The organism is Mycobacterium intermedium, from assembly GCF_002086275.1.
GTDB lineage: Bacteria > Actinomycetota > Actinomycetes > Mycobacteriales > Mycobacteriaceae > Mycobacterium > Mycobacterium intermedium.
In genome coordinates this window covers 25,361-37,676 of the sequence record NZ_MVHT01000066.1, presented here as the reverse complement: position 1 = coordinate 37,676, position 12,316 = coordinate 25,361, and the positions used below count along the sequence as shown (strand labels likewise).

13 protein-coding genes are annotated in these 12,316 nt (G+C 66.6%); 5 read left to right on the top strand and 8 right to left on the bottom strand.

The features are described 5' to 3' along the window. The first annotated feature begins 2 nt into the window (after nucleotides 1-2). The 5 genes from BST27_RS20975 to BST27_RS31530 all read left to right on the top strand — a co-directional run bounded on the left by BST27_RS20975 (nucleotide 3) and on the right by BST27_RS31530 (nucleotide 3,708). Nucleotides 3-221, top strand: a complete 219-nt coding sequence (locus BST27_RS20975) for a HypC/HybG/HupF family hydrogenase formation chaperone (RefSeq protein WP_139805275.1) — start codon at nucleotides 3-5, stop codon at nucleotides 219-221. 8 nt (nucleotides 222-229) lie between these two features. Beyond that, nucleotides 230-1,375, top strand: a complete 1,146-nt coding sequence (gene hypD / locus BST27_RS20970; protein WP_069418947.1) for a hydrogenase formation protein HypD — start codon at nucleotides 230-232, stop codon at nucleotides 1,373-1,375. A gap of 4 nt (nucleotides 1,376-1,379) precedes the next feature. Then, nucleotides 1,380-2,144, top strand: coding sequence for a DUF6390 family protein (locus BST27_RS20965; protein ID WP_264000733.1), 765 nt, complete (start codon nucleotides 1,380-1,382; stop codon nucleotides 2,142-2,144). 20 nt (nucleotides 2,145-2,164) lie between these two features. Continuing rightward, complete coding sequence (locus BST27_RS20960) at nucleotides 2,165-3,292, top strand: alkaline phosphatase family protein (protein ID WP_069418945.1); 1,128 nt, start codon at nucleotides 2,165-2,167, stop codon at nucleotides 3,290-3,292. Between the two features lie 80 nt (nucleotides 3,293-3,372). Beyond that, nucleotides 3,373-3,708, top strand: a complete 336-nt coding sequence (locus BST27_RS31530; protein WP_139805274.1) for a hypothetical protein — start codon at nucleotides 3,373-3,375, stop codon at nucleotides 3,706-3,708. A 183-nt stretch (nucleotides 3,709-3,891) separates the two neighbouring features. Here BST27_RS31530 and BST27_RS20950 read toward each other — a convergent pair whose 3' ends face one another. The 8 genes from BST27_RS20950 to BST27_RS20915 form a co-directional block, all read right to left on the bottom strand. Beyond that, entirely contained in the window at nucleotides 3,892-4,674 is a 783-nt protein-coding gene (locus BST27_RS20950; protein ID WP_069418943.1) for a 3-oxoacyl-ACP reductase, read from the bottom strand. Then, a complete protein-coding gene (locus BST27_RS20945) occupies nucleotides 4,674-6,038 on the bottom strand; it encodes an aldehyde dehydrogenase family protein (protein ID WP_069418942.1) in 1,365 nt (454 codons plus the stop codon). Before BST27_RS20945 ends, BST27_RS20950 begins: the two co-directional genes overlap by 1 nt. Then, nucleotides 6,035-6,775: a gamma-glutamyl-gamma-aminobutyrate hydrolase family protein gene (locus BST27_RS20940; RefSeq protein WP_232007250.1), complete on the bottom strand. Its 741-nt coding sequence runs from the start codon at nucleotides 6,773-6,775 to the stop codon at nucleotides 6,035-6,037. The genes BST27_RS20945 and BST27_RS20940 overlap by 4 nt, the downstream gene beginning before the upstream one ends. Further along, the gene (locus BST27_RS20935) at nucleotides 6,756-8,141 is read right to left on the bottom strand and encodes a glutamine synthetase family protein (RefSeq protein WP_069418941.1); all 1,386 of its coding nucleotides are present in this window, start codon (nucleotides 8,139-8,141) and stop codon (nucleotides 6,756-6,758) included. Before BST27_RS20935 ends, BST27_RS20940 begins: the two co-directional genes overlap by 20 nt. A gap of 21 nt (nucleotides 8,142-8,162) precedes the next feature. After that, nucleotides 8,163-8,717 carry an alpha/beta hydrolase gene (locus BST27_RS20930; protein WP_069418940.1) on the bottom strand — a complete coding sequence of 185 codons (555 nt, stop codon included), beginning with the start codon at nucleotides 8,715-8,717 and terminating at the stop codon, nucleotides 8,163-8,165. A 198-nt stretch (nucleotides 8,718-8,915) separates the two neighbouring features. Then, on the bottom strand, nucleotides 8,916-9,773 hold the full coding sequence (gene map, locus BST27_RS20925; protein WP_069418939.1) for a type I methionyl aminopeptidase: 858 nt from the start codon (nucleotides 9,771-9,773) through the stop codon (nucleotides 8,916-8,918). A 10-nt stretch (nucleotides 9,774-9,783) separates the two neighbouring features. After that, nucleotides 9,784-10,374 carry a DUF1707 SHOCT-like domain-containing protein gene (locus BST27_RS20920; protein WP_069418938.1) on the bottom strand — a complete coding sequence of 197 codons (591 nt, stop codon included), beginning with the start codon at nucleotides 10,372-10,374 and terminating at the stop codon, nucleotides 9,784-9,786. 72 nt (nucleotides 10,375-10,446) lie between these two features. Beyond that, nucleotides 10,447-12,264 (bottom strand): penicillin-binding transpeptidase domain-containing protein, encoded by a 1,818-nt coding sequence (locus tag BST27_RS20915; RefSeq protein ID WP_069418937.1) that lies wholly within the window; start codon nucleotides 12,262-12,264, stop codon nucleotides 10,447-10,449. Nucleotides 12,265-12,316 lie beyond the last annotated feature (52 nt).

The following is a 12,316-nucleotide window of genomic DNA, read 5'->3' as shown; positions in this document are numbered from 1 at the left end:
ATTTGGCCAAGGTGGATGTGAGCGGCGTCCAGCGCACGATCAGCGTCCGACTGTTGGAAGACGACATGCCCGGGCCGGACGACTGGGTCCTGGTCCACGTCGGCTTCGCGATGGCCAAGATCGACGAGACCGAAGCCTTGCTCACCCTGGCGGCCGTCCAGAAGCTCGGCGACGCTTACACGACCGAACTCGAAGCCTTCGATACTTCTGAAATTGTCTAGGAGCCGCAATGAAATTCGTCGACGAATTCCGTGATCCGGCGGCCGCGCGCAAACTGCTTGTCGCCATCGAGCATCTGGCGAACATGGCCGCAGGCAGTGACCACTTCAAGTTCATGGAGGTGTGTGGTGGACACACGCACACCATTTATCGGCACGGCATCGAGCACCTGCTGCCGGAGAACGTCGAACTGGTGCACGGCCCGGGCTGTCCGGTGTGCGTGATACCGATGGGGCGCATCGATGATGCGATGTGGCTTGCCGGCCAACCCGACGTGGTTTTCACCTGTTTCGGTGACATGATGCGGGTGCCCGGCTCGCACGGCAGCCTGCTGGACGCCAAGGCGCGCGGAGCCGATGTGCGGTTTGTGTATTCGCCGCTGGACGCCCTCAAGATCGCGCTCGACAATCCGGACAAACAGGTGGTGTTCTTCGCCATCGGTTTTGAAACCACCGCGCCCTCCACGGCCGTGACGCTGGTGCGGGCCCGCGACCTGGGCCTGTCCAATTTCAGCGTGTTCTGCAACCACGTCATGATCGTGCCGCCGATCAAGGCCATCCTGGAATCCCCGGACCTGCGACTGTCGGGTTTCATTGGGCCTGGGCACGTGTCGACCGTGGTGGGCAATCGACCCTACCGGTTCGTGCCGGAGGTGTACCGAAAGCCGTTGGTGGTGTCGGGTTTCGAGCCGCTGGACATTCTGGCATCGGTGGCGATGCTGTTGCGCCAGCTCCGCGAAGGCCGTTGCGAGGTAGAGAATCAGTACAAGCGGGTCGTGCCCGAGCACGGCAACCCAGCCGCGCTGGCGTTGATGGGCAAGGTGTTTGCGTTGCGTCCGCATTTCGAATGGCGCGGGCTGGGCTTCATCTCGCAGAGCGCGCTGCGCCTGCACGACGATTTCGCGGACTTCGACGCCGAGCTTCGGTTCGCTATGCCAGGTGTGCGGGTCGCGGACCCGAAGGCCTGCCAGTGCGGCGAGGTGCTCAAGGGTGTGCTCAAGCCCTGGGAATGCAAGGTTTTCGGCACCGCGTGCACCCCGGAAACCCCGATCGGGACGTGCATGGTTTCTCCCGAGGGCGCGTGCGCCGCGTACTACAACTTCGGCCGCCTGCATCGGGACGCGGCCAAACTCGTGGGTCAGCCCGAGCGGGTGTGAGGCGGTGACCAGAGCCGAAGCCGCGCGCGTTGACGCGGGACCCGAGATGTTCGCGCGCTACGCGTATGCTCCGAACGCTCTTGGCTATTGCGGTCCCCCGCTCGGAGCCACGCTGCGCGACGGTTCGGTCGACGACGTCCGCAGGGCCGCGACGAAGTTCTCCGGCGCCTGGCCCTACCTGCGGGTCCTCGCCAAGCTCACCGGGATCGCCGACCCGCTGGATTACCGGTTGGTCGAGTCGTATTGGCTCGGCGGCGGGGTGGGGGCCGACATCGATTCGCAAGAGTTCTTTGCCAAGCTGCTTTCCATCATCGGTCCCCAGGCGGGCCGGTACTGGTCTCATCTCACCGACGAGCTGGCGCGCGAGGCGGCCCCGAACCATTGTTTTCACGTGTTCGGCGTGTATCCGTGGACGCGTTTCTTAGGCCGTGCAACAAGTCCAGGTGCCGACGAGCATCCGTTGAGAGTGCTGGACAATTGCCGGATCAGTTGGGGCACAGTCATTTCCCGTGACGACGGTGACGTCTCAGTGCTATGCCGCAGGCTGGTGTGGGCGGAGCGCACGCTCGCCCTGGCCGACCCGTCGCCGCAGGTGTTGGACGTCTGGGCGGATGGATACAGTGCGGTACCCGACGTAGCCGTCGGGGATCAGGTCGCCCTGCACTGGGGGCGGCTGTGTGGCCGGCTGCTTCCCCACCAGGTTGAGTCCCTGGCCACAACCACCCAACAACAACTGCGAGTGACCAGCCAACGGCTGGCCCGCGGCTGAGGTCGTGCAGACTGTCGGTCGTGCCGGGTTCAATCTGCGATGTGCTGCCCGCGGCCGCCACCGTGCTGGGGTTCCCAGGCGGGGTTGACCGGCTGGGGTTGTCCGACTGGGTCAACGGGGCCGGGCAGGTCGATCGGGTGGCCGTGCTGCTCGCCGACGGGCTGGGCTGGCACCTGCTGCCGAAATTGGTGGATGATGCGCCGCTGCTCGCCTCCGTACTGGCCGGCGGCGCCGGACGGTTGAGCCAACTGGCCTGCACCTTCCCGTCGACCACACCGACCAGCCTGGTGTCATTCGGCACCGGCGCGCAGCCCGGCGAGCACGGCATTCTGGGCTTCACCCTGAACATCCCCGGCACCGAACGGGTGCTCAGCCACATTCGGTGGCGAGACGACCCACCGCACCGCGAGTGGCAGCCGGTGACCACCTGGTTCGAGCGGTTTGCTCAAGGCGGGGTCAGCGTGCGCGCCGTGCTGCCGGAGTGGTTCATCGGTAGCGGATTGACCGCGGCGGCCTATCGGGGTGCAGCGTTTCGCCCGACTCGCCCGGGCGACGACTACGCCCAACAACTGGCCGACGAGCTGAGCGCCGGGCCCGGGTTGGTCTACGGCTACATCGCCGACTTGGACACCGCGGCGCACGCCTTCGGCATCGGGTCGGAAGAGTGGCATGCCGCCGCGGCCACCGTCGACCTGTTGTTGATGCGGTTGGTCGAGGCGCTGCCTCCGACGGCGGCGCTGCTGGTGATCGCAGATCACGGGGGCCTCAATGTTCCGCCGACGGCGCGCATCGACCTCGACGCCGACCCGAGGCTGACCGCCGGCGTACGAGTTGTGGCCGGCGAGCCACGTGTTCGCTACCTGCACACCGAGCCCGCCGCCGCAACCGACGTGCTGGCCACCTGGCGCGAAGTCCTCTGCGGCAGGGCGGATGTCCGCAGTCGCGACGAGGCAGTCGCCGCAGGATTGTTCGGTCCGGTGAGCCCACTGCACCTAGCGCGGATCGGCGATGTCGTGGTCGTCTGCACCGATGACACCGCGGTGCTGGCGACCGGTCACGAACCGCCGGAGTCGGCCAACCTCATCGGTTTTCACGGCGCGGCCACGGAGGCCGAAACAGCGATCCCGCTGATCGCCTTCAGGGGCTGATCCGGTGTCGCGTAGGCGGCACCCGCCGGCGACTCGGCGCAGAGTTGGTACTGGGCACCTCAGTCGTAACAGGCGATGCTGTGGCCCTCCTCTATCTGGAGCGAGCCACACTTCGGACACCGAGGCGGCGCGTCGAAACTCAAAGCCCCGCCGCAGTCACACTTGACCGCGGCTTCCACAGCGGCGAAGTACTCCTCGCTCGAAATGGGTTCGATGTCGAGATGCTCTCGCACGTACTGGTGCTCGCCGGCGAAGGCGACCGTGTAGGGCCGGTCGCTTCCTTTCAAATAGCGCGTGTGCAGATCACCGAGCTCATCGAAGCCGACATCTTTTGCCCGGCCGCATCGAACGCAACGCAATTGGTGAAAGAAGAATCCTCCGCCGTGCGTCACGGTGAACCGATGATCGCAGTCTAGACACCTGGCCGATACCCTTGATCCCACGAAACCTCCTTTGTTGCTACCCATTTTAGGAATGAGCACCGACAAATTTGGGCGTCCTGAGGCCGGCGGCAGCCGCCAAGAACTCGCGCCCGCGACCGTGAATTCTGCGACGGGTCAACGGCGTGTCGCGCCGTCCCGTTCACTCTCGGCGCGGAATTACAGCGGCGTGACGTAAGCCGAGCTGATACCGCCGTCGACCAGGAACGTCGAGGCGGTGATGAAAGAGGCATCGTCGCTGGCCAAAAACGCCACCGCCGCGGCAATCTCGTCCGGTTCGGCGAATCGGCCCAGCGGAACATGGACCAGTCGTCGGGCCGCCCGTTCCGGGTCGGCGGCGAAAAGCTCCTGCAGCAGCGGGGTGTTGACCGGCCCCGGGCACAACGCGTTCACCCGGATTCCTTGCCGCGCGAACTGCACACCCAGTTCGCGTGACATGGCCAGCACGCCGCCCTTGGACGCGGTGTAGGAGATCTGCGACGTCGCCGAACCCATCACCGCGACAAAGGACGCCGTGTTGATGATCGATCCCTTGCCCGCAGGCACCATGTGCCGCAACGCCGCCCGGCAGCACAGATATACCGACTTGAGGTTGATGTCTTGAACCCGTTGCCAGGCAGGAAGTTCGGTGGTTTCGATCAGGTCGTCATCAGGTGGTGAGATGCCGGCGTTGTTGAACGCGATGTCGACCGTGCCGCAGGCTTCCGCGGCGGTGTCGAACAGGTTGTTGACCGCATCTTCGTCGGAAACATCCACCTGCACAAACAGACCGCAGAGTTCTTCGGCGACCACACCCCCGGCTTCCTCGTCGATGTCGCCGATCACGATCGTCGCGCCTTCGGCGCGCATCCGGCGGGCCGCGGCCAATCCGATCCCACTGCCTCCGCCGGTGATGACGGCCACCCGGCCCGCCAACCGCTGGGTGAGGTCGACACGCTCCACTAATCCTCCTTGATCGCGATGAACACGTTCTTGGTCTCGGTGAAGTGCAGCGGCGCGTCGGGCCCGAGTTCACGGCCGAGACCCGACTGTTTGAAGCCGCCGAACGGCGTGTTGAACCGGACCGACGAATGCGAATTCACCGACAGATTCCCGGATTCGACGGCCCGGGACACCCGCAGCGCGCGGGACAAGTCGTCAGTCCAAATCGATCCGGACAGTCCGTAGGCAGTGTCGTTCGCCAACGCGATGGCGTCGGCTTCGTCCTCGAATGTCAGCACCGTGACCACCGGACCGAAGATCTCCTCGCTGACGCAGCGATCCGAGCGGTTCGGAGTGAGAACTGTTGGCGGGAACCAAAACCCGCGACCGGTCGGGGCGGTGCCGCGAAATGCGACGGGGGCATCGTCGGGCACATAGCCGGCCACTTTGGCACGGTGCTCGGCCGAAATCAGTGGGCCCATTTCGGTGTCGCGCGCGGCAGGATCGCCCACGACGAGCCTGCGCACGGCCGGCTCAAGCAACTCCATGAATCGGTCATACACGCTTCGCTGCACCAGGATTCGACTACGGGCGCAACAGTCCTGGCCGGCGTTGTCGAACACCCCGGCCGGCGCGGTGGCCGCCGCGCGTTCCAGGTCGCAGTCGGCGAAGACGATGTTGGCGCTCTTGCCGCCCAGCTCCAGCGTCACCCGCTTGACGTGCTCGGCCGCGCCCGTCATCACCTGCTTACCGACTTCGGTCGAGCCGGTGAACACCACTTTGCGGATGTCGGGGTGGGTGACGAACCGGTGACCGACCACCGACCCCCGTCCCGGCAGCACCTGCAGCAGGTCCGGGTCCAGGCCGGCATCGACCGCCAACTCACCGAGCCGGATGGTGGTCAGCGGTGTCCACTCGGCCGGCTTGACCAGCACCGCATTGCCGGCAGCCAGGGCGGGCGCGATCCCCCACATCGCGATCACCATCGGGAAGTTCCACGGGGTGATCACCCCGACCACACCCATGGGCTCGTGGAACGTGACGTCGAGTCCGCCGGCAACCGGAATCTGCTTGCCGGACAACCGTTCGGGGCTGCCGGCATAGAACTGCAACACGTCGCGGACGTTGCCGGCCTCCCACTCGGCCGAGCCGATCGGATGACCGGAATTGGCCACCTCCAGCGCGGCCAATTCGTCGCGGTGGGCATCCACGACCGCAGCGAACGCGCGCAGACCCGCCGCGCGTTCGGCAGGCCCCAACCGTGCCCAGCCGCGTTGCGCCGAACGGGCGCGTTGCACCGCGTCGTCGACGGCGGCGGGATCGTTGTGCTCGACCGAGCGCAACACTTCCTCGGTGGCGGGGTTGATCACCCGCGTCGAGCTCATCGGCCCGCGTACGACTGAGCGGCGTCCACCAGTGCCGCGAAGAGTCGCAAGTCGTCCAGGGATTTCTCCGGATGCCACTGCACCGCCAGCGCGAACTTCTCGCCGGGCAGTTCAATCGCCTCGACCACCCCGTCGACATCCCAGGCGCTGACCACCAGGCCGTCGCCGACGCGGTCGATCGCCTGGTGGTGGTAGCAGGGCACGTCGGCGGTGTCGCCGAGCAGCGCAGCCACCCGGGTGCCGGCCACCGTGCGCACCGGCAATTTGGTGAACACACCGTTGCCCGCCCGGTGGCCCGAGTGCCCGATCACCTCGGGCAGGTGCTGGTGCAGCGTCCCGCCGAACGCCACGTTGAGCGCTTGCGCTCCGCGACAGATGCCGAGCACCGGCAGGCTGCGGTCCAGAGCGGCGCGCAACAGCGCAAACTCCCACGCGTCGCGATCCAGCCGCGGCTGGTCGGTGGTGGGATGCGGCGGCTGGCCATAGGCGGCCGGGTCCAGGTCATACCCCCCGGTGATCACCAGCCCGTGCAACCGGTCGAGCAACCCGTTGGCGCTGTCGGCATCCACCGGTTGCGGCGGTAGCAGCACCGGGATGCCACCGGCCAGAGCCACCCCCTCGAAGTAGTCGGCCGGCAGATAGGCCGCCGGGATGTCCCAAACACCCGTCTGCACCTGCTCGCGATATGTCGTCAGCCCGATCACCGGCCGAGTTCCACTAGAGGCGTTCAAACCCACGCTTCCTTTCCCAGTCCGTGACCGCCGCGTTGAACGCCGCCTGCTCGATACGGGCGTTGTTCAGGTAGTGCGCGACCACGTCGTCGCCAAATGCCGCCCGGGCCAGCGACGACGCCTCGAACAGGGCGGCGGCTTCGGCCAACGTGGTGGGCAGCCGCTCGACGTCACAAGCTTCATAGGCGTTGCCCACCCACGGCTCGGGAAGCTCCAGGTCCCGTTCGACACCGTACAGCCCTCCGGCGATCAGCGCTGCCACGGCGAGGTACTGGTTGACGTCTCCGCCCGGGACGCGGCACTCGACGCGGATGTTGCGCCCGTGGCCGACGACCCGCAGCGCGCAGGTGCGGTTGTCCAATCCCCAGGCGACGGCGGTGGGGGCGAAACTGGCATCGGCAAATCGCTTGTAGGAGTTGATGTTCGGGGCGAAGAACAGGGTGAGTTCGCGCAGGCTGGCCAACACACCGGCCAGGAAGCTGCGGAACAACGGTGACATGCCATGCGGCCCTTCGTCGTCGGCGAACACCGCGGTGCCGTCGGCGTCGCGCAACGACAGGTGGATGTGGCAGCTATTGCCTTCGCGCTCATCGTATTTCGCCATGAATGTCAGGCTTTTGCCATGTTGGTCGGCGATTTCCTTGGCGCCGTTCTTGTAGATGGCGTGGTTGTCGCAGGTGACCATCGCCTCGTCGTAGCGAAAGCCGATTTCCTGTTGACCGTAGTTGCATTCGCCCTTGACGGCCTCGAAGCGCAGACCCGCACCCTCCATGCCCAACCGGATGTCCCGCAGCAGCGGCTCCATGCGCGTCGACGCCAAGATCGCGTAGTCGATGTTGTAGTCACTGGCCGGCGTCAGGTCCCGGTAACCGTTGGCCCAAGCCTGCCGATACGGCAAGTCGAACGCGATGAATTCCAACTCGGTGGCGGCGTCGGCAATCAGCCCGCGCTGACCGAGCCGGTCGAGCTGGCGACGCAATATGCTGCGTGGCGCGACGCTCACCGCGCCGCCGTCTGGCCAGGCCAGATCCGCGATCACCAGTGCGGTGGCCGGCAGCCACGGGATGCGCCGAAGAGTGCTGCGGTCCGGCGTCATCACCATGTCGCCGTAGCCCGTTTCCCAACTCGACATCGCGTACCCGGACACCGTATTCAGGTCGACGTCGACCGCGAGCAGATAACTGCAGCAGTCGACGCCTTGGGCGGCCAGCTCGTCGACGAACAACCCGGCCGACACCCGCTTGCCGGCCAGCCGGCCCTGCATGTCGGTGAAAGCCACGATGACGGTGTCGATGTCACCGGACTCGACCAGGCGTTCCAGTTCGTCCCAGGACAGGGCGGCGCCGTTCACAGGACGATTCGTTGAAGCCATGGCGGCAAGTCTGCCGGATGCTTACCAGCCGCTGGTGCGCAACACGATCTCGGTGGCCAACTGCGCGGTGGAATCGTGCGCGTTGCGCTGGGTCGGGAGGTCGACGACCCGGTGATCGGCGTAGACCAGCCGCTGGCTGTTGTTTGCCACCTTCCGCGCGGCCGCCGAGCTGACCAGGACGGTGGTGCCGATTTCCACCGGCGGGCATTGATCGTCGGCAACCACGCCTGCGGCATCCGCCACTGCCGGATGTCCGCGGTCGATCACCACCAAGCCGACGAACCGGCCCAATTTCTTGGCCGCGAGTTGCCAGGCGAGGTCGGCCCCGCCGCGGTCCCCGACCAAGACAGCCCATGAGATACCAAGGGTGTCAAGGATTCCGAGTACCGATTTGGGGGTTAACCGTGGTTCGAAGCCGATGACGACGGTCCGCAGCCCGGCGTTGTGCAGGCGGTCGCAGACCGCGTCGTAAGCGGCGAGCGGACGCTGCTCGGCGCCGAGCAAGACGATGACGACACCCTTCTCCGGACCGGTGACTGCCACCGGGACCGGAACCCCTTCGAGCGTGGTCATCATCGAGGGCACTTAATGAAAGTTACAGCCAATCGGGCGATTCGTCTTGTCTACGCCCGCGCGATAGCACCATTCGGCGCCTCAAAAAGTTCGAACTGGACCGTGAGGCCGCCCGTACCCGCCGACCCCACCGGGCCCGTGAGCCCCTCCGGCAGCGGTCCCGCCGTCTCCGTCGACCGCCCCGTGCTCGCGCGCCAGGCGTCAGAGCTGCGTGAAGATTTCGACGCCGGTGTCGGTGACCAGCAGCGTGTGCTCGAACTGCGCGGTCCACTTGCGATCCCGGGTAACCACCGTCCAGCCGTCGTCCCAGATCTCGTAGTCCAGACTGCCCAGGTTGATCATCGGCTCGATGGTGAAGGTCATGCCCGGTTGCATGATGGTTCCGACCGCGGGCTGGTCGTAGTGCAGGACCACCAGGCCGTTGTGAAACGTGGTGCCGATGCCGTGGCCGGTGAAGTCGCGGACCACGTTGTAGCCGAAGCGATTTGCGTAAGACTCGATAACCCGCCCGATGATGGATAGCGCCCGCCCCGGCTTGACGGCGTTGATCGCGCGCATCGTCGCCTCGCGGGTGCGTTCCACCAGCAGGCGGTGCTCCTCGGAGACGTCGCCGGCCAGGAAGGTGGCGTTGGTGTCGCCGTGCACCCCTTCGATGTAGGCGGTGACGTCGATGTTGACGATGTCGCCGTCCTCGATCACCGTCGAGTCGGGGATCCCATGGCAGATGACCTCGTTGAGCGAGGTGCAGCACGACTTGGGAAATCCCTTGTAGCCCAGGGTCGACGGGTACGCACCGTTGTCGATCATGTATTCGTGCGCAATCCGGTCGAGCTCGTCGGTGGTCACGCCCGGTGCGACGGCCTTACCCGCCTCGGCCAGCGCGCCCGCCGCGATCCGCCCCGCGAGGCGCATCTTCTCGATGACCTCCGGTTCCTGCACCCACGGCTCGGTGCCCTCTTTCGCCGTCGGCTTCCAGGCGTATTCGGGGCGCGCGATCCACTTGGGCACCGGCCGCGTCGGTGAGAGCTCGCCAGGGGCAAGCGCGGTTCGAGCAGGCATGCCGGTCAGCTTAATCGTGCTGGCCGGGGCGGCGCAGGAGTGGCCGACGCGGCCCGCGGATCACCACCGAACCGAACACCACCTGCCCGGTGATCACGACATGCGGGGTGCCCTCCGGCGGCGGGTCTTTGCGGCGGTCCACCGCGCTGCCCACATAGACCTCCACGTTGTCGATCGAGGCGCTCGCACCCTCTGGCAGGCGCAGGTCCAGCGAGCCGAATTTCATGTCGAGTTCGATCACCACGACCGGCCCCGCGAAGCGGGCTTTGGTGAGGTCAAGGTCGATCGAGCCGAACCGGCGCACCAACGCCAGCCGCGTCGGCACCGTCCACGCACCGTGTCGCTTCAGCGAACCGGCCCAGCCGCGCAGCTCGACTCGGTCGGCCGCGGAGGTGACGATCGCGCCCGGCCCGGGCAGGTCGCCGACCAATCCGTCCAGTTCGCTCTGGGTGCGTGCGTACGACACTCGCGACGAACGTTGCTCGAACTCGTTGATATCGATCAGCCCGAGCGCAACGGCGTTGTGCAGGCGCCGCAGGGTGCCGTTGCGGTCGGCATCCGAAACCCGCAACGACACCATGTCCCCACCGGTGTCGGTCATTGACTCAAATTTACCCGCTGGCGCGGGGCCTGCCTGCGTGTAACGGGTCACGCGTGGGCGGGCTGGGACCGGCTAGGCAAGGAATCCGGGCGGCAACGAGTCCAGCATCACCTTGGTCATCCGGACCGCGTATTCCGAGCTACCACCCCCGACGATCAGCGCCGCGAAGGCCAGGTCGCCGCGGTAGCCGGCGAACCAGGAATGCGATCCCCCCGGGAATTCGGCCTCGCCGGTCTTGCCGTACACCTCACCGCATCCGGCGATGTCTTTGGCGGTGCCGTTGGTCACCACCAGCCTCATCATCGGCCGCAGTGCCTCGACCATTTTCGGGGATATCGGCGTGGTATCGCCCTGCACGACCGTCGGCCGCCCGGCGATCAGCTGCGGAACCGGCGTTCTGCCGGCCGCCACCGTGGCCGCCACCAAGGCCATGCCGAACGGGCTGGCCAGCACCTTGCCCTGGCCGAAGCCGTCTTCGGTGAGCTCGGCGAGGTCGACCGTCGGCGGCACCGAGCCGGTCACCGTGGTGATTCCCTCCACCTGGTAGTCGAGTCCGATGCCGTAGCGCTGGGCCGCCTGGGTCAGACCGCGGGGCGGCAGCTTGCTGCTCAGTTCGGCGAATGTGGTGTTGCAGGAACTCGCGAATGCGCGTGACAAGGGCACCACACCAAGATCGAAACCACCGTAGTTCGGAATGGTCCGGTGGCCGATGTCGAGATGCCCCGGACAACCCAGCATCGTGTTGGGGGTCGCCATGTCACGTTCGACGGCCGCTCCGGCGGTGACCATCTTGAACGTCGATCCGGGCGGGAAGAGGCCGGTGGTGGCGAGCGGGCCGTCCTCGTTGGCACCGGCATTCTGCGCGATGGCCAGGATCTCGCCAGTAGACGGCTTGATCACGACAATCATCGCCTTGCCGCCCCGGGTGTCCACGGCGTGCTGTGCGGCGTTCTGCACGGTCCGGTCCAGGGTGATCGTCACCGAGGGCGCCGGTGTCGGTTCGACCTCGTGCAACACGGCGACGTCGACCCCGTTCTGGTTGACGCTGACCACCCGCCAGCCCGCCTGGCCATCGAGTTCGTCGATGACCGCCTTCTTGACCTCGGTCATGACGATCGGCGCGAAATGGTCGTCGGTCGGCAGCAGGTCGGCCTGCGGAGTAACGACGACGCCGGGCAGGCTCCCGATCGCCCCGAAGACTCGGTTGCTGTCGTCGACGCGCAGCGTGACGCCCAGGTCCATCGGCTCGGTCATGGAGCTGGCCTGTTCGGCCAGCAACTGCGGATCGTTCAGCGCTTCGTTGAAGGGGTGCAGCGCGTCAACTACCGCATGGGCGATCCCGAACAGGTCGCGTCCGGCCTTGGTGGCGTCCAGCGAGTAGTGGTAGAGGTAGCCCGGCGCCAGCACATCGGTTCCGCCGAGTTCGTTCACCGAGGCCCGCCGCGGCTTGTCGGCCCGCAGCGCGAAGGTCTGATGTTCGCCCAGCTTGGGGTGCAGGCCGGTGGTCGTCCAACGGACCTGCCAACGGCCCTCGTCGCGGGCCATCTTGAGCTGGCCGTCGTAGCTGAATGTCCGGTCCTTGGGCAGATGCCAGGTGAAGCGGTAGGCGACGGTGCCCACGTCCTCCGCGTACTTCGACCCGAGCACCTGCGCATCAAGGCGCGTGGCCTGCAGCCCCGCCCACGCCGCGTTGAGTGCCTCGCGGGCCTCGTTGGGGTTGTCGGTGAGCTGGGCGGCCGTCGCGGTGTCGCCGACGGACAGCGCGGCGAAGTACCGCTCCGCCGCCGGGCCGGGCCCGTCGGGTCGCGGGGTGCACGCGGGCAGCAGGGTCACCGCGGCCAGCATCACCACCGCTGTGACAGATGAGGCTAGTGTTGTTCTCGTTACCATCGGTGCTGATGTTAGAGCTGTGGCGTAGCCACGGGCGCCGACACACCGAGAC